Raw genomic sequence first — 22,972 nt, forward strand, 5'->3', positions numbered from 1 at the left:
CGGCCCCGCGAACCGCCCGCCGCCGGCGCAGTCCAATCGCAGGTGAGGCCGGTCCATGCCGGCGGGAATTTGTAATCCCGGCGGCAATCTCATATAACGGTAGCAAGTAACGCATCACCCGTCCGGGCGACAGGACGTGCAGGGAGGGCGGGGGGACGGACGGTGCCGCGATCCGGTGAAAGGGATGGCGCACCATGATGGAATGTCTGCAACACGGCAGTCCGCTGCCGTTCCGTGTCACTGCCCGCCCGGGGCCCGGCGTCCGGTGGCCCGGCCTGCGCGTCGCGCTCGCCGTTCTCCTGCCCTGGTTCGCCGCCGCCGGCACCTTCTTCGCGCTGCACGGCGCGTGGCCGATCGTCGCCTGGATGGCCGCCGCGCTGGCCGGGCTGGTCGCTGCCTTCCTGCACCTCAAGCGTCACGCCGGCGATTTCGAGCGGCTGACGCTGGACGCCGACCGCCTGGTCGTCGACAGCCACGCGCCGGGCGACGACCGCCATACCGAATTCAACAGCCACTGGGTGTCCGCCGCGCTGCGCCGGGTCGACGCCGCCGGCACGCGCCGCCTGGTGCTGCGCGCAGAGGGCAAGGAGGTCGCCTTCGGCCGCCTGCTCTCGGACGCCGAACTCGCGATCGTCGGCCGCGAACTGGGCCGGCGGCTGGCGCGGCTGCGCCAGTGGGGCGGCCGCTAGGACCATGGGCACAACACGCTGCTCCCTGTCCGTGCCGGCCGTGCTGGCGGCAGGCTTGCTGCTCGCCGGCCCGGCCGGCGCCGAATTCGCCCTCAACCTGCCGCCGCCGGCAACCGAGATCGCCCGGAAAATCTACGACCTGCACACGCTGATCCTGTGGATCTGCTTCGGCATCTTCCTGGTCGTCTTCGTGCCGATGTTCTATGCGCTGTGGCGCCACCGGAAATCCGCCGGCCACGCCGCGCAGCCCTTCCACGAGCACCCGCAGCTGGAGATCGCGTGGACCATCGCGCCGGCGCTGATCCTGATCGGCATGGCGGTGCCGACCACCTCGGTGGTGCTGGCGATGAAGGACACCGGCGCCTCCGACCTGACGGTCAAGGTCACCGCCCGCCAGTGGAAGTGGGAGTACGAGTACCTCGGCGAGGACGTGCGTTTCGCCAGCAACCTGGCGACCCCGCAGGCGCAGATCGAGAATCGCGAGGTCAAGGGCGAGCACTACCTGCTCGAGGTCGACCGGCCGCTGGTGGTGCCGACCGGCAGGAAGGTGCGCCTGGTGCTGACCGCCGAGGACGTGATCCACGCCTGGTGGGTGCCGACGCTCGGCGTCAAGCAGGACGCGATCCCCGGTTTCGTCCGCGACGCCTGGTTCCGCATCGACGCACCGGGCACCTACCGCGGCCAGTGCGCCGAGCTGTGCGGCGTGAACCACGCCTTCATGCCGGTCGTCGTCGAGGCGGTGCCGCCGGAGCAGTACGCGGCCTGGCTGGACGGGCAGAAGCGCGAGCGGGCCGCGGCGCAGGCGGCCACCGGCCGCGACTACGCGCTGGCCGAGCTGGTCGAGCGCGGCAAGGCGGTCTATGCCGCCAACTGTGCGGCCTGCCACCAGGAAAACGGCAAGGGCCTGCCCGGCACCTTCCCGGCGCTCGACGGCTCGCCGCTGGTCAAGGGGCCGACCGCCGCGCATCTGGCGATCGTCCTCGACGGCAAGCCGGGCACCGCGATGCAGGCCTTCGCCAAGCAGCTGTCCGACCTCGACCTGGCGGCGGTGGTGAGCTACGAGCGCAACGCCTGGGGCAACCAGACCGGCGATGCCGTGCAGCCGCGCGACGTGGCGGCGCTGCGCAAATAGGAGATCGCGGATGGACGCCACCCTCGCCCCGCACGCGCACGACGCGCATCCGACCGGCCTCGCGCGCTGGCTGACGACGACCAACCACAAGGACATCGGCACGCTCTACCTGTGGTTCTCGCTGTCGATGTTCCTGTTCGCCGGCGCGCTGGCGATGATCATCCGCGCCGAGCTGCTGCAGCCCGGGCTGCAGCTGGTCGATCCGATGCAGTTCAACCGGCTGACCTCGATGCACGGGCTGATCATGATCTTCGGCGCGATCATGCCGGCCTTCGTCGGCTTCGCCAACTGGCAGGTGCCGCTGATGATCGGCGCCCCGGACATGGCCTTCCCGCGGCTCAACAACTGGAGCTTCTGGCTGCTGCCGGTGGCGGCGACGCTGCTGCTGACCTCGTTCTTCGTCCCCGGCGGCGCGCTCGCCGCCGGCTGGACGATGTACCCGCCGCTGTTCATCCAGGGCGGCATCGCCTACGACATGACCATCCTCGCCGTGCATGTGCTGGGCCTCTCCTCGATCATGGGTGCGATCAACATCATCACGACGATCCTCAACCTGCGCGCACCGGGGATGACGCTGATGAAGATGCCGCTGTTCGTGTGGACCTGGCTGATCACCGCCTACCTGCTGGTCGCGGTGATGCCGGTGCTGGCCAGCGTGATCACCATGCTCTTGACCGACCGCCACTTCGGCACGCACTTCTTCAACGCCGCCGGCGGCGGCGACCCGGTGATGTTCCAGCACATCTTCTGGTTCTTCGGCCACCCCGAGGTGTACATCATGATCCTGCCGGCCTTCGGCATCGTGTCGACGATCATCCCGACCTTCGCGCGCAAGAAGCTGTTCGGCTACACCTCGATGGTCTATGCGGTGTCGTCGATCGCGCTCTTGTCGTTCATCGTCTGGGCGCACCACATGTTCACCACCGGCATGCCGGTCACCGGCCAGCTGTTCTTCATGTACGCGACGATGCTGATCGCGATCCCCACCGGGGTGAAGGTGTTCAACTGGGTGGCGACGATCTGGCGCGGCTCGCTCAGCTTCGAGACGCCGATGCTGTTCGCCGTCGCCGTCGTCTGCCTGTTCACCATCGGCGGCTTCTCCGGGCTGGTGCTGGCGCTGGTGCCGGTGGACATCCAGCTGCAGGACACCTACTACGTCGTCGCCCACTTCCACTACGTGCTCTTCTCCGGCGCGGCGATGAGCATCATGGGCGGGGTCTATTACTGGCTGCCGAAATGGACCGGCCACCGCTACGACGAGGCGCTCGGCCAATGGCACTTCTGGCTGACGACGATCGCCTTCAACCTGACTTTCTTCCCGATGCACTTCCTGGGCTTGGCCGGCATGCCGCGGCGGATTCCCGACTACGCGCTGCAGTTCGCCGACTTCAACGTGATCGCCAGCATCGGCGGCTTCGTCCTCGGCGCCGCGCAGCTGCTGTTCGTCTACATCGTCGTCAAGTGCGTGCGCGGCGGCGAGCCGGCCGGCGACAGGCCGTGGGACGGCGCCGACACGCTCGAATGGACGCTGCCGTCGCCGCCGCCCTACCACTCGTTCACGACGCCGCCGAAGATCGACTGAGCAAGGGGAACGCGCCATGAGCGAACACGCCTCCGCCTACTACCTGCCGCCGCCGTCGCGCTGGCCGATCGTCGGCTCCTGCGCGCTGCTGGCGATCACCGCCGGCTTCGTGCTGCTGCTCGCCAAGGTCGCCGCCGGGCCGTGGCTGATGGCGCTCGGCGCCGCGATCCTCATCTACATGCTGGTCGGCTGGTTCGGCAGCGTCATCCGCGAGAACCAGGCCGGCCTGCTCGAAGGCCAGGTCGACGTCTCGTTCCGCTGGGGCATGGTGTGGTTCATCTTCTCGGAAGTGATGTTCTTCGCCGGTTTCTTCGGCGCGCTGTTCTACGCGCGCAACTTCGCCGTGCCCGGGCTCGCCGACGCCGAGCTGGTGTGGCCCGGCTACGAGGGCGGCTGGCCGACCGCCGGGCCGGGGATCAAGGACGCGTTCACGCCGATGGCGGCCTGGGGCATCCCGGCGATCAACACGCTGATCCTGCTCTCGTCCGGGGCGACGGTGACCTGGGCGCACTGGGGGCTGCAGAAGGGCGCGCGCTGGCAGATCAAGCTCGGCCTGCTGCTCACGATCGGCCTCGGCCTCGTCTTCCTGGCGCTGCAGATCCACGAGTACGGCGTCGCCGCGTTCTCGCTGAAGACCGGCATCTACGGCGCCACCTTCTACCTGCTGACCGGCTTCCACGGCCTGCACGTGACGCTCGGCATCGTCATGCTCGCGGTCATCGCCGGCCGCGTCTTCGCCGGCCACTTCGACGCCGCACACCACTTCGGCTTCGCCGCGGTGTCGTGGTACTGGCACTTCGTCGACGTCGTCTGGCTGATCCTGTTCGTCTTCGTCTACTGGCTGTAGAAAACGGGATCCCTATTTCGTGGTTGATGCGCCCTGGGCATACCGCGTCGCGATAAGGCGGCGGCACGCCGCTCGCTGCCGGGATTTTGACAGTCTCAGTTCGACCCGCGCCTACCCATTGCCTCTCCCAGATTCCGACGGCAGGTAAGCGAGTCGAGAAGTCATAGGGACCAACAACCCACGGACGGGAAGTCGGCCAAAGCCGACTGTTAGCCTTGGCTCGGCATCGGGCAGCTATGCGCCAGTTTCTGGCCGCTCAGCACGAAAGAGCTGGGAACGGCAACATTCTCGTTAAAAAAATACGTGCTCCCGTAACCGAAAAGATTTCCGCGTTGCCTATGTGGTCACGCCACTGCCGTTTCTGTCCGAGCAAAGGCGCAAGGAAAAAGCACTCAGCGGAGAGCGCACTTGGTGAACACCGTCAGTTAGACTGATCTTTGGAGAATGGATCGATGTGCTCTACGTCGTCCGTGGCTTGGCCATAACGCGTTCCCAGCAGTTTCTCGAAGGCGGTCATGTCAGGAGTACGGGATCGTACGGTAAGGTTCCAAATATTCGCTGTTGTCATCATGAAGGTAGTTGCCGACATCTTCGCTTCTTCGCTGAATAGGGTTTCCACCGGGAATTCGACAGCGTCAGCAGATTCCTCCTCGTGCAGTACTTTAGACATGTACTGCCGCAATCCCTCCACATCGTTAGGCTTAAGCGCCAGCCTTGCCCGATAGTTGAGGATCGTATTCATGAGAACGAGAAGGATCCACCAGTCCTTGCGCCCGTCCGCGCGATGTAAGGCGACCCACTCCTGGAATCGCGGATTCCCTCGCAGACGTGCAAGCGTGGTCGCGATTGGTTTCACGCCACGCTCATATCGGTTCCTGAGCGCGATCTGAGCCTTCTCTCGAGTGTAGCCTGGCCCCGGAGTGTCAATCCAAGCGAGTTCTGGTGCTGAGCGAATGAGATAGGCACTCGCATCAACTGGAGCCAACAACGTAGCCCTCCGCCTGTCGTACTCGGTGGAGTCTACGAACTGAACGAACAGTTCACTGTACGGACGGACGATAAACACTTTAGACGTAAGCCCATCTCGGAAGGCGCTGTCGAGTCGGCTGAATAGGTCCTTATCCGAAAGGCAACTGCATTGCGTCAGCACGGCTAGAGCTATGCTACTGACGTCTTGCTGTATCTCCTCCAGTTCTGTCTGGCTAACGGCATTTACCTTCGGTAATGTGACCTTCATTCCGGAAGCGTTGTTACCAGGCAGCATCTCGACCCCCGCCCGGCGAATCGCCTTTAGTTCCACCTGAATCGACACGCTTGTGGGAAGCAGGCACAGGTCGCGCTGCGCGAGATCGGCCAATGCTATTTGCAGAATGGCGACGAACTGCTCGACCACGCAGATCGTTTCGTAGCTATTGGGGCACATTACACGCCACTGAATTCCGAGCGCCGCCCAAGCGTAAGTTCGGGTCGGGCCGGTGTCGCTGAGCGGTACTCCGAAGAATTCCCTCTGCATCTCATCACGAAGCTGCGCCGCGCTAAAAGTTTCGAATTTTGTCAAATCGGTCAAAGGAATCAGAAGGTCCTTCGCCAAGTCCTCCGGCATGCTGACAGCAGCCAGTGGTGCGTTCAGGAGCGCCATTGCCGATTCACCGTTGAGCGCCTTGGAGAGCGCACGGGCGACAAAGAAGTGGTAGACGGTTGCCTGGAGTCGTTCGTGCTCCTCCCAATTATCCGGGTCGTTGAGGAATTCATAGTGCGATGACAGTATCAACGGCATCAGCTCGCTGAACGACATCCACTCTCCTGCCTCATAGTTGCAAGCAGCCGCTTCGTGGAGTGCGCCCACAAAAAGTGGCCGCAGGTCGTCATCCTCAGACCTATGAACCAGGAACGCGGCGCCGAACGCATAGTACTTAGCCGCCCAGACCAGTCCGAGCCTGCGATAGGCCCCTGAGAGCAACAGCATTGCAAGTACGGTTGGCCGCAACGTGTCTCCTGTGAACCACTTGACCTTGACCCGATGTAGCTCCGACATGCCGGACAGGATGTCACCTTGCTCGATGAGGGCAATTGCGCGATCGCGGCATTTCTCAGCCACAACGAAGCCGGACGTGCGCTTCTCAAGCACTTCGTCAGCCCGACGGACAAGCCGGTTGAACTGCGGGTGGCTGCTCAGGATGGGGGTCAGCTTCGTCAGCCCGTCTACGAACAACTCCAGTTCGAATAGCGGTGCTTCATCAGCAACCTTCAATAACTTGAACCAGAATCTGATCGGAGCGTCGAGGTCGAACTGCGGCTCGGCGCCAGCGAGGAATGGGAGCGAGGCGAGCGTAGAACGTGTGTAGAGGAGGTCAGCTAGCCGGTTCCGGTTGTCGGAGGACGCAGCAATCTCTGCGTCCACGAACGTGACGATCTCGGTGCTGTAACCATGGAGCACAGCTGGGTCCGCATCGAATTCGCGATGAAGTACTGCGGACGAGGCATAGGACAGCAGGAGTGCCGAATCACGAAGCTCCGCAGGCCTGGTCCATCGGTGCCAGTCGGCGAGGTATGCGTGGACCATGGGTTCGCGTGGTCTCAAGTCATGCAATCCGCGAAGTGTCGCCACGCACAGCTCGTATTGGGCTCGACGGACCAGCGACTCCCTCTGCTCGGGAGTTATTAACTGCTCCATAACGGCAAGCCAGCGCGTCAAATCAGCTTTGTACTCCGACTGAAAGGTCGCAGCGCGAAGGCCGTACTTGACGCTGACGAAGTCGGCGAACGTGTACGGCGTCTGTGTCTCTTCGAGCCATCGCCGACGGGCGTCCGCGTATGCGGATTTGGGGGCCACCTGCGGCTCCGGAAGCAGGTCGCTGGGTATGTGAAGGTATTCCTCAGCGATCCAGAATAGAGTCGGTTCGGTGAACTGTTCCGCCATAGCCTGTGCGTCCAAGATCTCAAGGCGGCACCCGTAGGTGTCAACGCATTCTTGTGCGAGCTCAAGGCGAGTAGCGATGGGAATGTTCTGGTTGGAGAAGAAGTAGACGATATAGGGGGCTTCTCGCGCGCAAATCTTGGCGAGGTCGTCACGAACTTTCGCTTTGATGCGGGATTTTCCGGTGATTGAGCAGGCGAAGACCAGCGGCTTCGACTCCCCGATGCCGCGGAAGAGGCTGCTACGGGTCTCCACCCGCCGTATGAAGGTCGTGAAAGTCTCGAAATCTCTGCCCTCATCGCCACCAGCTGTCACAGGGCCGGTCGCCGGGAGGATGTTTGGCGTAATCGTCTCACGAGCCAAGTGGCGGCAGATGTGTTCAAACTCGTGGTGCGAGTTTGTGGCTGAAAGCTGGTCTAGCTGAAAGAGCAGTTGCGCGATTAGGGCACGTCGCCTCGGCGTATTTTTCGCCCGCTTAGGTGCGCTTTCTGTTGCATACGTCAAAGTTGTCCCCCTGAGTCGCTCGGCTATGTTCTAGGTCGTTTAGCGGACCCGAGGGGCCGCCGACTGAGAATTTCGTATGGGTTTTAAGCTTGCGTTGCCGCCGACATATTACTGCCTGATTTAGCTATGATGAGCAATTAAGAACGGCATCGGACTGCTCGGGTAGCCTTCGTCGCAAAGGTAACTCTAAGATCTGGTGACTGGCGTATAGCAGACGTTCATGCGGTAACGGCTGTATGTCCGCAAAGGCCGATCACTGTGAATTGGCCCTACGGCAGGTCTCGAAGTACAACTGCCACGCAGATGACGGCTTTGTGGAACCGACCACTGTCGGCAGTGGGCCGGACGCGCCCCTCAGAACGCCGAGCAGGGCATGCCCACGCAATGGCGCACTGCGCAACGGAAAATCGACCACGGAGTGCGGATACCCAAAAGACATCGGCCCGCCCGGCGACTGCCGGAACGGGCCGATGCGCATTGCGTTGCGGAAGCGCCTAGGCCGAGAACGACACCGCCCAGCCCCAGCTGACGAAGGCCAGCCCGAGCATCGCCACCCAGCCGACCAGGCCGGCACCGACCACCGAGGCGGTCAGCAGCTGCGCCGGGCCTTCCTCGTCGATGCCGAAGACGCGGTAGGTGCCTTCGTAGATCAGCAGCACCGACGCGGCGATGGCGACGACGCCGACCAGCGCGATGAAGATCAGGTTCGGCACAAACAGCGCCAGGCCGGACAGCCACAGCGGCGTCGGCACGACCGCGGCGAAGGCGAACGCGTCGTGATACTCCGGACGACGGTCGGCGACTTCGCCGATGTTGCGGATCACCGCCGCCATCACCGGCACCATCACCAGCTCGGCGATGTAGAAGATCGTCGCCAGCGCCCAGGCACGGTTCATCGGGATGCCGAGCACGCCCTCCTCGTAGGCGCTCGCCGCGTAGAGCAGCATCGCCGGCGGGATCAGCGACATCGGCACGACATAGAGCGCCATCATCTTCATGACCGACGGGTGGACGCGCATCAACCACGCCCATCCTTCGTCGTGCGACGACAGCATCTTCGGGAACATCATCATGTTCATGGCTGGCCTCCTTTGCGCAGTCATTCGATACTCCTTTGACTGGCGACGCCGCGGCCGGTTCCGGGCCGCCGCCGGCGCCGACTTGAATGCCGGCCGGCGCCGCCTAGAATGAACGAAACGTATGCGAAGGATTGCGCGACACGCGCAGCCCGGAGGCGCCCGCCGCGCATCCGCGGCGACGAGCGCCTGCGAAAGGAGGCCGCATGCCGACCCGTTCCCCGCCCACCGCCGTCCCGACCGACCGCGAACGCCCGCGCGCCGGCGGCGGCCGGCGCCTGCGGCCAACCCCCGCGCCATGAACGAGCGCAGCCCGCGCGACGACGCGCGCGCGGCGGCCGCCGAACGCTACCGCGCCGTGCGCGCGTTGAGCGAACGGCTGGCCGAGCCGCTGTCGGCCGAGGACCAGGGCCTGCAGTCGATGCCCGACGCCAGCCCGACGCGCTGGCACCTGGCGCACACCAGCTGGTTCTTCGAGGCGCTGCTGCTGGCGCCGCTGCAGCCCGGCTACGCGGTTTTCGACCCGCGCTTCCACTACTTCTTCAACTCCTACTACGAGAGCCTCGGGCCGCGCCAGGCGCGCCCGCAGCGCGGCCTGATCAGCCGCCCCGGCAGCGACGAGATCCGCCGCTATCGCGCGCACGTCGACGCCGCCGTGCAGCGCCTCGTCGCCGGCGGCGACGCGGCGACCTGGGCGGCGGCGGCGCCGCTGCTCGAACTGGGCCTCAACCACGAGCAGCAGCACCAGGAGCTGATCCTCACCGACATCAAGCACGCGCTGGCGCAGAACGCCTTCGACCCGGCCTACCGCGCCGCACCGGCGGCCTCGGCATCCCCGGCCGCCGCCGCGCCGGCCGTCGCGTGGTGCGACTTCGCCGGCGGCGAGGTCGCGGTCGGCGACGCCGGCGCCGGCTTCGCCTACGACAACGAGCGGCCACGGCACGCGGTGCTGCTGCGCCCCTACCGGCTGGCCAGCCGGCCGGTGACCTGCGGCGAATACCTCGACTTCATCGACGACGGCGGCTACGCCCGCGCCGCGCTGTGGCTGTCCGACGGCTGGACGCTGGCCGGCGAGCAGCGCGGGCAGGCGCCGCTCTACTGGCGGCGCGAAGCCGACGGCAGTTGGAGCGAATTCACGCTGCACGGACGGCGCCCGCTCGACCCGGCGGCGCCAGTCTGCCACGTCAGCTTCTACGAGGCCGCCGCCTACGCCGCCTGGGCCGGCGCCCGGCTGCCGACCGAATTCGAGTGGGAGGCCGCAGTCGCCGACCTGCCGGTCGCCGGCCGCTGGCTCGACGCCGACGTGCTGCGGCCGCTGCCGGCGACGCCGGGGCCGGGGCTGCGCCAGGCCTTCGGCGACGTCTGGGAATGGACGCGCTCGGCCTACGACCCCTACCCCGGCTTCCAGCCGCTCACCGGCGCCGCCGCCGAGTACAACGGCAAGTTCATGGTCGGCCAGCTGGTGCTGCGCGGCGGCAGCTGCGCCAGCCCGGCCGGGCACCTGCGCGCCAGCTATCGCAACTTCTTCCCGCCGGCCGCGCGCTGGCAGTTCTCCGGCATCCGCCTGGCGAGGGACGCATGACCCCGCAGGCGGCCCTGCACCTGGTGCCGGCGGCGGCTGCCGCCGAGTTCGGGCGCGACCTGCTCGACTGCCTGCGCCGGCAGCCGCACGCGATCGCGCCGAAGTATTTCTACGACGCGACCGGCTCGCAGCTGTTCGAGCGCATCTGCGCGCTGCCCGAGTACTACCTGACGCGCACCGAGCTCGCCGTCCTCGAGCGCCACGTCGGCGAAATGGCGGCGCTGATCGGCCCCGGCGCCGAGATCGTCGAGTTCGGCGCCGGCTCGCTGACCAAGGTCCGCCTGCTGCTCGACGCGCTCGATTCGCCGGCGCGCTTCACCGCCATCGACATTTCCGGCGACCACGTGAACGCGGCGCTGGCGGCGCTGCGCGGGGATTATCCGGGGCTGGAGATGGAGGCGATCGTCGACGACTTCACGCGCATGGAGACGCTGCCGGTCTGGCGCGTCGGCCATCCGCGGCGGATCGGCTTCTTCCCCGGCTCGACGATCGGCAACTTCACGCCGGAGGAGGCGCATCGCTTCCTGTCCACGGCCTCGCGCCTGCTCCGCGGCGGCGGCCTGCTGATCGGTATCGACCTGGTCAAGGACCCGGCGCTGCTGCACGCCGCGTACAACGACGCCGCCGGGGTCACCGCCGCCTTCAACCGCAACCTGCTGGCACGCGCCAACCGCGAGCTGGGCGCGAACTTCGACCCCGCCGCGTTCGCCCACTACGCGTTCTACAACCCGCAGCAGCGGCGCGTCGAGATGCACCTGGTCAACCAGGCGCAGCAGGAAATCCGGCTGCTCGGCCAGCATTTCGTGCTGCTGCCGGGCGAGGCGATCCACACCGAGAACTCGTACAAGTTCACGCCGGAATCCTTCGCGGCGATGGCGAGCTACTGCGGCTTCGCGCCGGCGGCGCAGTGGTGCGACCCGGAACGGCGCTTCGCCATCTACTGGCTGGCAGCGGGCTGAGCCCGGGCCGCCGGCAGCGCTTGCACGCCGTCGCGATATCCGTATAATGCGAACAATTCTCATTTGTATACGGACGGACATCATGCTGCAATCGCTGGTCATCGCCCTGCGCGAAGGGCTGGAAGCCTTCCTGATCGTCGGCATCACGCTCGCCTACCTGCGCCAGACCGGCCGCGGCGCGCTCGTCGCCGCCGCCCGCTGGGGCATCGCCGTGTCCGTGTTCACCTGTTTCGCCGCCGGCTGGGCGCTCGGCAAGGCGGACAGCCAGCCGCTGTGGGAGGGCTCGCTGGCGCTGGTCGCCGCGGTGCTGGTGATCTCGATGGTGGTCTACATGCTGAAGGCGGCGCGCTTCCTCCGGCAGCGCATCCACGCCCGGCTCGACGCCGCGGCGGCGAAGACCGGCGCCGCCGCCTGGCTCGGCGTGTTCGCCTTCGTCGTGCTGATGATCACGCGCGAAGGGATGGAGACGGCGCTGATGCTGACCTCGCTCGCGGCGCTCGGCACCGCCGGCGACATGATCGCCGGCGCGCTGCTCGGGCTGGCACTCGCCGCCGCGATCGCCTGGGCCGGCGGCCGCTTCGGTGCCCGCCTCGACCTCGCCCGCTTCTTCCAGGTGACCTCGGTCTTCCTGCTGCTGTTCGCCGTGCAGCTCGTCTTCTACGCCTTCCACGAATTCACCGAGACCGGCCTGCTGCCGATCGATAACGAATACTGGCATCTCGCCACCGAGCCCTACGCGCCCGAGGGCGAGTACGGCAACGTGATCACCAGCCTGCTGCTGTTCGTTCCGCTCGCCTGGTACGTCGTGCTCAGCCTGCGCGCCCGCCTGCGCCCGGCCGCCGCCTGAGCGATATGCCGCGCATATCGCGAGGAAGAGCCCTCGGGGTACGCCTGAGCGATTTTCCCGGGGGCGCCTGACGGCCCCGCAACCCCCCGCCCACACCGACTGACCGCTATCGACTAGACCCGTTTTTCACAATCGAACGCCAGCCAGCCCTGCGCCAGCCAGCTCTCAACAAAGCTCCCTGGAGGTCCGCATGTCTGCCGTTCGCGCGCACCCGCGCCGTTGTTTCACGCTTCAACCGCTCGCCGCTACGCTCGCCGCGGCACTTTCCGCCGCCGCCTTCCCCGCGCTCGCCGACACCGCGCTGCGCGACACCGTCGTCACCGCGACGCGCAGCGCGGCGGCGATCGACGACCTGCCGGTCACCGTCACCACGGTCACCCGCGAGGAGATGGACCGCCGCCTGCCCGCCGACGAGGCCGACCTCTTCCGCGACGAACCGGACGTGGCGATGGCGCGCGACCTGCGCCGCTTCGGCGCGACGCGCGTGAACATCCGCGGCATCGAGGACAACCGCGTCGTCACCATGGTCGACGGCGTGCGCCTGCCCGACTTCTACAACGGCGGCGGCCCGACCAACTTCTCGATGAGCGCGACGCCGTCGGCGCTGCCCGACTTCCTGAAGCAGGTCGAGATCGTCCGCGGCCCGGCCTCCAGCCTCTACGGCTCGGACGCGATGGGCGGCGTCGTCGGCTTCGTCACGCTCGATCCCGCCGACATCGCGACCGGCGAGCGAAAGGCCGCGGTGCGCGTGCGCGGCGGCTACTTCGGCGCCAGCGAGCAGTTCTCGGGCAGCGTCGTCGGCGCGCTGCGCGGCGAGCGCGCCGAGTTCCTGCTCGGCTACGGCGAAGCGCACGGCCACGAGGCCGACAACCAGGGCAGGAACGACAGCACCAGCCGCTTCCGCGAGAAGCCGAACCCGGCCGACAGCGAAGACCGCGGCCTGCTCGCCAAACTGGTGCTGAAGCCGGCCGCCGGCCACAAGCTGACGGCGACCGTCGAGAGCCGCGAACAGAAGGTCGACACCGACGTGCGCCGCCTCTCCGGCTCGCTGCCGAAGATCACCCGGATGCTCGGCGACGACAGCAGCGAGCGCACCCGCTTCAGCCTGGAATACGAGCACAAGCCGACCGGCGCCTTCTACGACCGCCTGCTCGCCCGCGCCTACCATCAGCGGGCGGAAACGCACAACGAGAACTACCAGCGCCGCAGCAACACCGGCGCCACCTGCTCGGCCTCGACCGGCGCCGGCAACAACTGCGACATCTTCCAGGATTTCCGCTTCGAGCAGACCAGCAGCGGCATCAACCTGCAGTTCGAATCGCTGCTCGGCAAGGACGTCACGCAGCTGCTGACCTACGGCGTCGACCTGATGCGCAGCGAGGTCGAGGAGCTGCGCGACGCGACACGCTACAACCTGACCACCGGCACCGTCTCCAAGTCGATCGCCGGCGAGAACTACCCGCTGCGCGACTTCGCCAACGGACGTACCGACACCATCGGCCTCTTCGTCCAGGACGAGATCGGCGGCCTGGTCGGCGGCCGCCTGACGCTGACGCCGGGCATCCGCTATGACCGCACGACGCTGAAGCCACAGGTCGACGCGCTCTCGCAGGGCGTGCTGACGGCGATCAATCGCAGCGTCGCCGAGCAAAGCTACAGCCGCTTCTCGCCGAAACTGGCGGCGCAGTGGAAGGTCGACGAGGCGCTGTCGACCTACGGCCAGATCGCCGCCGGCTTCCGCGCGCCGAACTACAACGAGGTCAACGGCGCCTTCCGCAACACTGCGCAGCTCTACGCGACGATCCCGAACGGCGAACTGAAGCCGGAGACCAGCGTCGGCGTCGAGCTCGGCCTGCGCGCGAAGGGCGCCACCGCCCGCGGCCAGGTCGCGGTCTTCCACAACAAGTACAAGGACTTCATCGAGACCGTCCGCCTCGCCTGCCCGTCCGACCCGGCGTGCATCGCCGGCTTCACCACCTACCAGTCGCGCAACCTCTCCAAGGTCCGCATCTACGGCGCCGAAGCCCGCGGCAGCTGGGACTTCATGCCGGGCTGGCGCGTCGATGGCGCGCTCGCCTACGCGCACGGCGACAACCAGGAAGACGACCAGCCGCTGAACAGCATCGAGCCGATGCGCCTGAGCCTCGGACTCGTCCGCGACGCCGGCAGCTGGGGCGCCGAAGCCCGCCTGCGGGCGGCAAAGCGCAAAACGCGCATCGACGACAGCGACGGCACCGCCAGCGATCCGGTCTACTACCGCACCCCGGGCTACGGCGTCACCGACCTCGCCGCGTGGATCAAGCCGAGCCGCGACACGCGCCTGACCGTCGGCGTGAACAACCTGTTCGACAAGAAGTATTGGCTGTGGAGCGACATCCGCCAGGCCGACGCGCGCAATCCGGCGGCCGTCGACTTCTACTCGCAGCCCGGCCGCAGCTTCCGCGTCGCCTTCCAGGCGGATTTCTAAACCAAAGAGGAAAAGGCCGGAGACAGCCCCCCGGCACGCATCCGCGTGCCGGGGTTCCCGCCGAAAGGAACAGCGATGGACACCGCCCCGCACCGCCCGCAACTGCCCGACCCGAGCGCGCTCGTCGCCGCGCTGCTGACGATGATGACGCGCTTTTCCTGCCTCGGCTGCCCGCGGCTGGCCGGCCGCATCCGGCGCAACCTGGCGCTGCTGCAGCACTACGCCGACGACGACATGCCGCCGCTGCTGAAGGCGCTCGCGCAGAAGCTCGAACGCGAATGGGCGCAGCTGCAGTTCGCCATTTCCGACGCCGCCGGCGAGCCCGGCGACGCCCCCGCCGAACCGACCGCCTACCCCGCCAGCCAGTCGCTGCATTGATCGACCGACGCCCCCCATGCCGCTCGCCAGACTCCTCCGCCTCGCCGCCTTCGCCGCCGCGCTGATCGGTACCGCCGCTGAGGCCGATACCGTCCTCTTCGTGTCCACCAGCCCGGTGCCGCCCGGCAAGTTCACGAAGCTCGCCGAAATCGGCGCCGCGCACGGCTTCAAGGTCGAATCGCGGCAGGCCGAGAAGCTGCCGGCCGATCCCGACGCGTCGCTGTGGAGAGGCGCCGACGCCGTCTTCTTCGACGCGCCGCGCGACCACCTGCAGGACGCGGTGCGCGCCAAGCTCGCCAAGGCCCTGCCGGGCCTTTCCGCGCCGCACCTCTGGATGCACGAGGCGAAGCCGGAAAGCCGGGGCTTCCCGAAGCCGGTCGCCGACCGCCTGCACGCCTACTACGTGAACGGCGCGCGACCGAACTTCGAGAACTTCTTCCGCACGCTCGCCGCGCACCGCCAGGGCCAGCCGCTCGACGGCATCGCACCGCCGGTGGTCTTCCCGAAGGCGGCGATCTACCACCCGCAGGCGCCCGGCCTCGTCTTCGCCGATACCGCCGCCTACCTGAAGTGGAAACTTGGCAAACGCGAGGTCGATCTCGCGCAGAAGCCGCCGGTGATCGCCGTCGCGCTGCACCAGACCTACGTCGGCAGCGAGCAGACCGCCTTCGTCGACGACCTGATCGCGCGCATCGAAGCGGCCGGCGCCGTGCCGCTGGCCTGGTACGCGCCGGTGATGGGGCCGCAGGCCGGGCTGCTGAAAGTCGACGGCCGGCTCGTCGCCGACGCGATCATCAACACGCAGATCGTCCTCGACCCGGACGGCCGGCGGAAGGAGCTCGAAGCGCTCGGCATTCCGGTCATGCAGGCGCTCTCCTACCGCAAGGGCGACGAGGCCGACTGGCGCGCCGACCCGCAGGGTGTGCCGCTGATCGACGTGCCCTTCTTCCTCGCCCAGGGCGAATACGCCGGCATCACCGACGCAGTCGTCGCCGGCGCGCAGAAGAAGGGCGACGACGCGGTGACGGCGATCGCCGCGCAATCCGCGGCAGTCGTCGCCAAGGCGGTGAACCAGGTCCGCCTGCAGCGCCTGCCGAACGCCGACAAGAAGCTCGCCGTGATGTTCTGGAACTACCCGCCGGGCGAGAAGAACCTCTCCGCCTCCTACCTCAACCTGCCGAAGAGCCTCGCCGCGACGCTGCAGGCGCTCAAGGCCGCCGGCTACGACACGCGCCCCGAGGACGAGGCGGTGCTGATCAACAACCTGCAGCGGCTGCTGGCGCCGTTCTACCGCGACGGCCAATTGCCGTCGCTGCTGCGCGACGGGCTCGCCGAGCGGCTGCCGGTCGCCGCCTACCGCGCCTGGCTGGCGACGCTGCCGGAGCCGGTCCGACGCGAGCTGCACGAGCGCTGGGGCGACCCGGAGCAGTCGGCGATGGTCATCCGCAACGACGGCGCGCCCTACTTCGTGATCCCGCGCTTTACCGCCGGCAAGGTCGTGTTCACGCCGCAGGCGCCGCGCGGCGAGAAGTGGGAGGACAAGGAGAAGGCGCTCTACCACTCGACCAAGGCGGTGCCGTCGCACTACTACCTGGCGCAGTACCTGTGGGCGCGCGAGCAGTTCAAGGCCGACGCGCTGGTGCATTACGGCACGCACGGCTCGCAGGAATGGCTGCCGGGCAAGGAGCGCGGCCTGGCGATGAGCGACTACCCGATGCTGGCGGTGGGCAACGTGCCGGTGATCTACCCGTACATCGTCGACAACATCGGCGAGGCGCTGCAGGCCAAGCGCCGCGGCCGGGCGACGATCGTCACGCACCAGACGCCGGCCTTCGCGCCGGCCGGCCTGCACGAGGCGACGGTGAAGATCCACGACCTGCTGCACGCCTGGCTGGCGCAGGACGACGGCGCGGTGAAGCTGAAGCTCGCCGCCGACCTCAGGGCGGCGGTGAAGAAGGAGCGCATCGACAAGGACATGGGCTGGAGCGACGCGCGCATCGACGCCGAGTTCCGCAACTTCGTCGACGCCCTGCACGACCACCTGCACGAGCTGGCGCAGACCGCGCAGCCGCTCGGCCTGCACACCTTCGGCACGGCGCCGCAGGAGACGCACCGCCTCGGCACGGTGCTGCTGATGCTCGGCAAGGGCTTCTGGGAAAGCGCGGCGAAGGCCGCCGGTGTCGCCGCCGACGAGCTCGACGAGATGTTCGTCGACAGCTACGAGAAGACGGTCGAGGCGCCGCCGTTCAAGCTGTTCCGCGACTGGATGACCGGCAAGGCAGCGAAACCTGCCGATGCCAGGCTGGCGGCGCAGTTCGAGCAAGGCAAGACGTGGTACGAACAGCTCGCCGCCGCCGGCGAGATGAACGGCCTCATCGCCGCGCTCGCCGGAAAATACCTCCCGACCTCGTACGGCGGCGACCCGATGAAGAACCCGGACGCGCTGCCGACCGGCCGCAACCTGTACGGCTTCGACCCCTCGCGCGTACCGACCAAGCAGGCCTGGGAGGCCGGCAAGGAGGCGGCGGAAGCGCTGCTCGCCGCGCACCGCGCGAAGACCGGCAGGACCCCGAAGAAGCTCGCTTTCTCGCTGTGGTCGGTGGAGACGATGCGCCATCAGGGCATGCTCGAGGCGCAGGCGCTGTGGACGATGGGCGTCGAGCCGGTGTGGGACCAGGGCGGGCGCGTCGTCGACGTGCAGCTGGTGCCGCGCGAGAAGCTCGGCCGGCCGCGCGTCGACGTCGTGCTGTCGGCCACCGGCCTCTACCGCGACCACTTCCCGAACGCGATGAAGCAGCTGGCGAAGGCGGTGCAGCTCGCGGCCCGCGCCGACGAGGCCGACAACCCGCTGTTCGAGAACAGCCGCGCGATCGCCGCCCGGCTGCTCAGGCAGGGCGTGCCGGCGGCGGCGGCGGTGAAGGCAGCCGAGACGCGCCTGTTCTCGTCCGAATCGGGCAAGTACGGCACCGGTCTCGACGACGCGACGCTCGCCACCGACACCTGGAAGGGCAAGGCCGAGGGCGACCGCAAGCTCGCCGACCTCTACCTCTCCCGGATGCAGTTCGCCTACGGCGCCGACGAGGCCGACTGGGGCGCGCAAGGCATCGCGGGCGCCACGGGCAAGCCGGCGCAGATGAACCTCTACGCCGAGCACCTGAAGGGCACCGAAGGCGCCGTGCTGTCGCGCACCTCGAACCTGTACGGCATGCTGACCACCGACGATCCCTTCCAGTACCTCGGCGGCATCGGCCTCGCGGTGCGCCGCCTCGACGGCAAGGCGCCCGAGCTGTACATCTCGAACCTGCGCGGCAGCGGCTCGGGCAAGGTCGAAGGCGCCGACGCCTTCCTCGCCAAGGAACTGGCGACGCGCAACTTCCACCCCGGCTACATCCAGGGGCTGATGGCCGAGGGCTACGCCGGCACGCTGCAGGTGCTCGACGCGATGAACAACTTCTCCGGGTGGACCATCGTCGCCCGCGAGATCGTGCGCGACGACCAGTGGCAGGAGTTCGTCGACGTCTATGTCCGCGACAAGCACCGGCTGGGCCTCAAGCAGTGGTTCGAGACGCACAACCCGGCGGCGCTGGCGCAGACCATCGAGCGCATGCTCGAAGCCGCGCGCCAGGGCTACTGGCAGGCCGACGCGAAAACGCTGGCCGAGCTGAAGGAGCGCTACCGCGACCTCGCGCAGCGCCACGACGTCGTCACCGACAACCAGGCGTTCAAGGATTTCGTCAAGGCCGGAGCGGACGCAAATTCGGGCTTCGGCCTCGCCGCGCTGCTCGGCGCGACGAAACCGCAGCAGGCCGCCGACCTCACCCCGCCGCCGGCAGCCCCGGCGCCGCCGACTATCGAAGGCATGCGGCTGGAGCGCGTCGAGGAAAAGCAGCAAGCCCCCGCCCTGCCCTTCGCCCTGCTCGGCATCGCGCTGCTGCTGCTCGCCACGCTCGGCGGCGCCGCGCGCACGCTGGCCAATCCGGCGCTGCGCCGGGTGGAGGCGGCGGCATGAAGGCGCGGCTGAAACCGGCGCTCGCCGCGGTTCTCGCCCTCGCCAGCGGCTCGGCGCTGGCGCAGGCCGAGCTCGACGAAATCGTCGTCACCGCTACCCACGACGTCCTCGCCGACCGCCGCGAGGCGGTCACGCAGAAGACCGTGCTCGACCGCAAGGAAATCGAGGCCCTCGGCGGGCTCACCGTCGGCGAAGTGATCCGCAAGCTGCCCGGCATCGACGCCGGCGAGCACAGCGGCGACGGCGCGCCGTCGGCGAAGACGCGCGGCATCGGCCGCGACGCGGTGCAGTTCCTGGTCGACGGCGAGCGGCCGTCGGCCAACGCGCGCTACGCGCTGACGCTGGTCGGCCGCATGCCGTCGGGCGAACTCGAGCGCGTCGAGATCCTGCGCGGCGCGTCGGCCGAGCATGGCGGTTCGGCGCCGGTCACCGTCAACCTCGTCATGCGCAAGGCGAGGCCGACCGCGTCGACGACGCTGAAGGCCGCCGTCGGCCAGCGCGGCAGCGGCGGCGACGCCGAGCCGAACGGCCAGTTCTCGCTCAGCCGCGGCGGCGGCAGCACGGCGGCCGACGGCACCGCGTTCTCGTGGCTGCTGCCGGTCACCATCAACCGCCACGGCCTGCCGCTCGAAAAGGACAGCACGCGCATCGCCGCCACCGCCGGCACGCGCACGCTGTGGCAGGAGGACCACGAGACCGGTCCGTACACGCTGAACGAACTGATCGTCTCGCCGCGGCTGACCTGGAAGAAGGCCGGCGACAGCTTCACGCTGTGGCCCAGCCTGTACCGCAACGAAGGCCGGCGCGAGACGGTGCTGACGCGCGCCGCCTACGCCGACCCGGCGGCCGGCACCAGCCTTGCCGCCGACGGCGGCCGCCGCGACGACGAGACGAGCGACCTGACCATCGCCCGCCTGCGCGGCGAAGGCGAGCTGAAGCTCGCCGGCGGCGGCAAGCTGTCCGGCCGCGCCGCGGTGATGGGCGGCTGGCGCGACAGCGACACCGCGCGCCGCTGGCGCGACGCGCTCGGCACCGTCACGCAGAGCCGCGAAAAACTCGGCCGCGACGAGAACGAGTTTTCCGCCGCGCTGCGCCTCGACCAGCCGGTCGGCGAGGCGATGAACAGCTTCGGCATCGAGCACGCGACGCACCGCCGCGACGAGACGCAGACGATTGTTGGTAACCTCGCCGGCGTCGGCGCGATCGACACCAGGGCGGAGGCCAGCCAGCGGCACTGGACCGCCTGGGCGCAGCACGAATGGTCGCCGACGAAACCGTTGACGCTGACCGCCGGCCTGCGCGGCGAGGCGATCCGCCTCGAGTCCGACGGCCGCGCCAGCCATGCCTCCCAGCTCGCGCCGTCCGTCGCCGCGCGGCTCGACGCCGGCGCCGGCTGGATGCTGCGCAGCTCGCTCGGCGCCGGCATCAAGGCGCCGAAGCTCGACGAGATCTCGGCGATCACCGTCCGCAACACCGCCAGCAGCGCCGGTAACACGCCGCTCGAAGCCGACCGCGCCGGCAACCCGGAGTTGAAGGCCGAGCGCAACGTGAACCTCGAAGCCGGCGTCGAGCGCTATCTCGCCGACGATTCGGGAGTTCTCGGCGCCAACCTCTACCTGCGCCGCACCGAGGACTTCATCGAGCGCACGACACGCCTCGAAGGCGCGCGCTGGGTCGAGCGCCCGTACAACCAGGGCACCGCCCGCCACTACGGGCTCGAACTCGACGCCAAGCTGAAGAGCGAACGCTTCGGCGTCAAGGGCGGCTCGCTGCGCACCCACCTGACGCTGCCGCGCGGCCGCGTCGCCGACGAGCGGCTGGGCCGCAGCCGCGACGCGCGCGAACTGCCGCGCTACCAGCTGACCCTCGGCTACGAGCAGGCGCTGCCGGCGCTGTCGTCGTCGGCCGGCTTCCAGCTGACGCACAACGGCAAGCTGCGCACGAACCTGCCCGGCGAACTCGCCGACGAGACGAAACGCCGCACGCTGCTCGACGCGCACTGGGTCCGGAAGCTCTCCCCGGCGCTGAACCTGCGGCTGCAGGCGCAGAACCTGCTGCGCGCCGACACCCGGCGCGGCGCGCAAGCCTTGGCCGGCACCGACGACTGGCGGCTGGCGAGCACCGAGAAGGGGCAGCCGAGCTGGCTGCTGTCGCTGGAGGGGAAATGGTGAAACGCCCGCCACCCCGTCACCCCGGCGAAGGCCGGGGTCCAGAAACAACCCCGACTCGCGCCGCCACGGCCGCACTGGATTCCGGCTTGCGCCGGAATGACGGTTCGGCCTCCATTCACTGAATCCATCGTTCCAAGGAGAACCCGATGTCCAACCTAGTCGAAACCACGATGTACCAGATCTCGCAGATCTTTCTGCTGCCGACGCTGGCGCTGATCGCGATCCTCTTCCTCTACGCCTTCTGGGTACTCGGCGAGTTCGCCGTGCTCGCGCTGCGGCGCAGGAGCGGCGCCGGCCGCCCGCTCGTCGCGCACTTCGCGCGGGTGCCCCAGCTGTCGCCCGACGAGCTCGACGTGCTCGCGCACAAGGCGCTGGAGACGCCGCGCATCGCCAGCCGGGTGACGCCGATGCTCGGCCTCGTCGCGACGATGATCCCGATGGGCCCGGCGCTCAAGTCGCTGTCCGACGGCAACCTCGCCGAGGTCTCGAACAACCTGACGGTCGCCTTCTCGGCGGTGATCCTGGCGCTGATCGCGGCGTCGATCACCTACTGGGTGGTGAACGTCCGCCGCCGCTGGCTGGCCGAGGAACTGCTGGAAATCGAGGCGATGCGGGGAGCGCGGGCATGAGCATGAAGCTGCTGCACGAACCGGAGACCGAGGATCCGATCCTGTCGGTGGTGAACCTGATCGACATCTTCCTCGTCATCATCGCCGCGCTCCTGATCACCGTCGCCCAGAACCCGCTGATCAACCCGTTCAACAAGCAGGACGTGACGGTGATCACCGACCCCGGCAAGCCGACGATGGAGATGGTGGTCAAGAAGGGCGAGAAGATCGAGAAGTACAAGGCCAACGGCAGCATCGGCAGCGGCGACGGCGAGAAGGCCGGCGTCGCCTACCGCATGCAGGACGGCTCGATGGTCTACGTGCCGGAAGGCGACGCCGGCCAGCCGGCCGCCGGCCGCCGGCTGTAAGGCGCCGCCCAGGGAGAAGAACAACGATGAGCGCCACCATCCACCCGCATGTCATTCTCGACTGCATCAACGCGCGCCGCTTCGGCGTCGAGTACCAGCCCTTCGTCGACATCGCCAGCGGCGAGGTGGTCTGCCACGAGGCGCTGGCGCGCTTCGTCGACGCCGGCGGCAACGCGCTGCCGCCGGACGCGGTGTTCGGCGCGCTGCACGACAACCCGCTGCTGCTGCTCCACGCCGAGCTGGAAATGAAGCGCCTGCAGCTCGCCGAGGCGCCGCCGCACGGGCTGCTCTTCGTCAACCTCGACCCCGACAGCTACGTCGCCGGCGAGGACGCGGACGGCGGCAACCGCTTCCTGCCGCTGCTCGCCACGCAGCGCAGCCGGCTGGTCGTCGAGGTGATCGAGAACCTGCACCTGCAGGACGTCATCCTCTCCGCGCTGATGATCCAGGCGCTCGACGGCGCCGGCATCCGCATGGCGGTCGACGACCTGTCGTCGTCGCGCGGCCTGGTCTCCTACGCGGCGCTGATGAGCGCCGCCTACGTCAAGTTCGACCGCAGCTGGCTCGCCGGCCCGATGAACGGCCGCCAGCGCACGCTGCTCACCTGGGCGCTGGCGCAGGCCCGCGACCTCGGCCTGGTCACCGTGCTCGAGGGCGTCGAGAGCGAGGAGCACCTGGCGCTGGCGCGGCAGATGGGCTTCGACCTGGCGCAGGGCTTCCTCTACGCCGACCGCTTCCTCCGCCGCGGCTGCCGGCCCGAGCGGCGGCGCCCCGCCCGCGCCGCCGCGCTGCCGGCGGCGGCCTGAACCCGATTCCGCAATTCCAGACCCCAACCA

16 protein-coding genes are annotated in these 22,972 nt (G+C 68.2%); 14 read left to right on the plus strand and 2 right to left on the minus strand.

Going from position 1 to position 22,972, the window contains the following annotated elements; genetic code table 11:
• The first annotated feature begins 194 nt into the window (after positions 1-194).
• The 4 genes from IWH25_RS15725 to IWH25_RS15740 are packed head-to-tail and all read left to right on the plus strand — an operon-like array spanning position 195 to position 4,250.
• Complete coding sequence (locus IWH25_RS15725; RefSeq protein WP_203386707.1) at positions 195-689, plus strand: DUF2244 domain-containing protein; 495 nt, start codon at positions 195-197, stop codon at positions 687-689.
• 4 nt (positions 690-693) lie between these two features.
• A complete protein-coding gene (gene coxB, locus IWH25_RS15730) occupies positions 694-1,821 on the plus strand; it encodes a cytochrome c oxidase subunit II (protein ID WP_203386708.1) in 1,128 nt (375 codons plus the stop codon).
• Between the two features lie 10 nt (positions 1,822-1,831).
• Positions 1,832-3,403 carry a cytochrome c oxidase subunit I gene (gene ctaD, locus IWH25_RS15735; RefSeq protein WP_203386709.1) on the plus strand — a complete coding sequence of 524 codons (1,572 nt, stop codon included), beginning with the start codon at positions 1,832-1,834 and terminating at the stop codon, positions 3,401-3,403.
• A 16-nt stretch (positions 3,404-3,419) separates the two neighbouring features.
• Positions 3,420-4,250 (plus strand): cytochrome c oxidase subunit 3, encoded by an 831-nt coding sequence (locus IWH25_RS15740; protein ID WP_203386710.1) that lies wholly within the window; start codon positions 3,420-3,422, stop codon positions 4,248-4,250.
• Positions 4,251-4,671: 421 nt separating this feature from the next.
• Here IWH25_RS15740 and IWH25_RS15745 read toward each other — a convergent pair whose 3' ends face one another.
• Both IWH25_RS15745 and IWH25_RS15750 read right to left on the minus strand, forming a co-directional pair.
• On the minus strand, positions 4,672-7,422 hold the full coding sequence (locus IWH25_RS15745) for a hypothetical protein (RefSeq protein WP_203386711.1): 2,751 nt from the start codon (positions 7,420-7,422) through the stop codon (positions 4,672-4,674).
• A 743-nt stretch (positions 7,423-8,165) separates the two neighbouring features.
• Positions 8,166-8,750, minus strand: coding sequence for a Yip1 family protein (locus tag IWH25_RS15750; RefSeq protein ID WP_203386712.1), 585 nt, complete (start codon positions 8,748-8,750; stop codon positions 8,166-8,168).
• A gap of 295 nt (positions 8,751-9,045) precedes the next feature.
• Here IWH25_RS15750 and egtB point away from each other — a divergent pair, with 295 nt between their 5' ends.
• From egtB to IWH25_RS15800, 10 genes are all read left to right on the plus strand, one after another.
• Positions 9,046-10,329, plus strand: a complete 1,284-nt coding sequence (gene egtB, locus IWH25_RS15755; protein ID WP_203386713.1) for an ergothioneine biosynthesis protein EgtB — start codon at positions 9,046-9,048, stop codon at positions 10,327-10,329.
• Positions 10,326-11,288, plus strand: a complete 963-nt coding sequence (egtD, locus tag IWH25_RS15760; RefSeq protein WP_203386714.1) for an L-histidine N(alpha)-methyltransferase — start codon at positions 10,326-10,328, stop codon at positions 11,286-11,288. The genes egtB and egtD overlap by 4 nt, the downstream gene beginning before the upstream one ends.
• 82 nt (positions 11,289-11,370) lie before the next feature.
• Positions 11,371-12,135, plus strand: coding sequence for an FTR1 family iron permease (locus tag IWH25_RS15765; RefSeq protein WP_203386715.1), 765 nt, complete (start codon positions 11,371-11,373; stop codon positions 12,133-12,135).
• Positions 12,136-12,325: 190 nt separating this feature from the next.
• Entirely contained in the window at positions 12,326-14,602 is a 2,277-nt protein-coding gene (locus tag IWH25_RS15770; RefSeq protein ID WP_203386716.1) for a TonB-dependent hemoglobin/transferrin/lactoferrin family receptor, read from the plus strand.
• 75 nt (positions 14,603-14,677) lie between these two features.
• Entirely contained in the window at positions 14,678-14,980 is a 303-nt protein-coding gene (locus IWH25_RS15775; RefSeq protein WP_203386717.1) for a hypothetical protein, read from the plus strand.
• Between the two features lie 16 nt (positions 14,981-14,996).
• Positions 14,997-18,989: a cobaltochelatase subunit CobN gene (gene cobN / locus IWH25_RS15780; protein ID WP_203386718.1), complete on the plus strand. Its 3,993-nt coding sequence runs from the start codon at positions 14,997-14,999 to the stop codon at positions 18,987-18,989.
• Positions 18,986-21,160, plus strand: coding sequence for a TonB-dependent receptor plug domain-containing protein (locus IWH25_RS15785; RefSeq protein WP_203386719.1), 2,175 nt, complete (start codon positions 18,986-18,988; stop codon positions 21,158-21,160). The genes cobN and IWH25_RS15785 overlap by 4 nt, the downstream gene beginning before the upstream one ends.
• A gap of 146 nt (positions 21,161-21,306) precedes the next feature.
• Complete coding sequence (locus IWH25_RS15790; RefSeq protein ID WP_203386720.1) at positions 21,307-21,789, plus strand: MotA/TolQ/ExbB proton channel family protein; 483 nt, start codon at positions 21,307-21,309, stop codon at positions 21,787-21,789.
• Positions 21,786-22,136 (plus strand): DUF2149 domain-containing protein, encoded by a 351-nt coding sequence (locus tag IWH25_RS15795; RefSeq protein WP_203386721.1) that lies wholly within the window; start codon positions 21,786-21,788, stop codon positions 22,134-22,136. The genes IWH25_RS15790 and IWH25_RS15795 overlap by 4 nt, the downstream gene beginning before the upstream one ends.
• 26 nt (positions 22,137-22,162) lie before the next feature.
• Positions 22,163-22,942: an EAL domain-containing protein gene (locus IWH25_RS15800; protein WP_203386722.1), complete on the plus strand. Its 780-nt coding sequence runs from the start codon at positions 22,163-22,165 to the stop codon at positions 22,940-22,942.
• Positions 22,943-22,972: the final 30 nt, after the last annotated feature.

It is taken from the genome of Azospira restricta (assembly GCF_016858125.1).
Lineage (GTDB): Bacteria > Pseudomonadota > Gammaproteobacteria > Burkholderiales > Rhodocyclaceae > Proximibacter > Proximibacter restrictus.

Excerpts from the sequence above, each read along its gene's own strand:
- IWH25_RS15725 (WP_203386707.1), top strand. The coding sequence starts at position 195 with ATGATGGAATGTCTGCAACACGGCAGTCCGCTGCCGTTCCGTGTCACT.
- coxB (WP_203386708.1), top strand. The coding sequence starts at position 694 with ATGGGCACAACACGCTGCTCCCTGTCCGTGCCGGCCGTGCTGGCGGCA.
- ctaD (WP_203386709.1), top strand. The coding sequence starts at position 1,832 with ATGGACGCCACCCTCGCCCCGCACGCGCACGACGCGCATCCGACCGGC.
- IWH25_RS15740 (WP_203386710.1), top strand. The coding sequence starts at position 3,420 with ATGAGCGAACACGCCTCCGCCTACTACCTGCCGCCGCCGTCGCGCTGG.
- IWH25_RS15750 (WP_203386712.1), bottom strand. The coding sequence starts at position 8,750 with ATGAACATGATGATGTTCCCGAAGATGCTGTCGTCGCACGACGAAGGA.
- egtB (WP_203386713.1), top strand. The coding sequence starts at position 9,046 with ATGAACGAGCGCAGCCCGCGCGACGACGCGCGCGCGGCGGCCGCCGAA.
- egtD (WP_203386714.1), top strand. The coding sequence starts at position 10,326 with ATGACCCCGCAGGCGGCCCTGCACCTGGTGCCGGCGGCGGCTGCCGCC.
- IWH25_RS15765 (WP_203386715.1), top strand. The coding sequence starts at position 11,371 with ATGCTGCAATCGCTGGTCATCGCCCTGCGCGAAGGGCTGGAAGCCTTC.
- IWH25_RS15770 (WP_203386716.1), top strand. The coding sequence starts at position 12,326 with ATGTCTGCCGTTCGCGCGCACCCGCGCCGTTGTTTCACGCTTCAACCG.
- IWH25_RS15775 (WP_203386717.1), top strand. The coding sequence starts at position 14,678 with ATGGACACCGCCCCGCACCGCCCGCAACTGCCCGACCCGAGCGCGCTC.
- cobN (WP_203386718.1), top strand. The coding sequence starts at position 14,997 with ATGCCGCTCGCCAGACTCCTCCGCCTCGCCGCCTTCGCCGCCGCGCTG.
- IWH25_RS15785 (WP_203386719.1), top strand. The coding sequence starts at position 18,986 with ATGAAGGCGCGGCTGAAACCGGCGCTCGCCGCGGTTCTCGCCCTCGCC.
- IWH25_RS15790 (WP_203386720.1), top strand. The coding sequence starts at position 21,307 with ATGTCCAACCTAGTCGAAACCACGATGTACCAGATCTCGCAGATCTTT.
- IWH25_RS15795 (WP_203386721.1), top strand. The coding sequence starts at position 21,786 with ATGAGCATGAAGCTGCTGCACGAACCGGAGACCGAGGATCCGATCCTG.
- IWH25_RS15800 (WP_203386722.1), top strand. The coding sequence starts at position 22,163 with ATGAGCGCCACCATCCACCCGCATGTCATTCTCGACTGCATCAACGCG.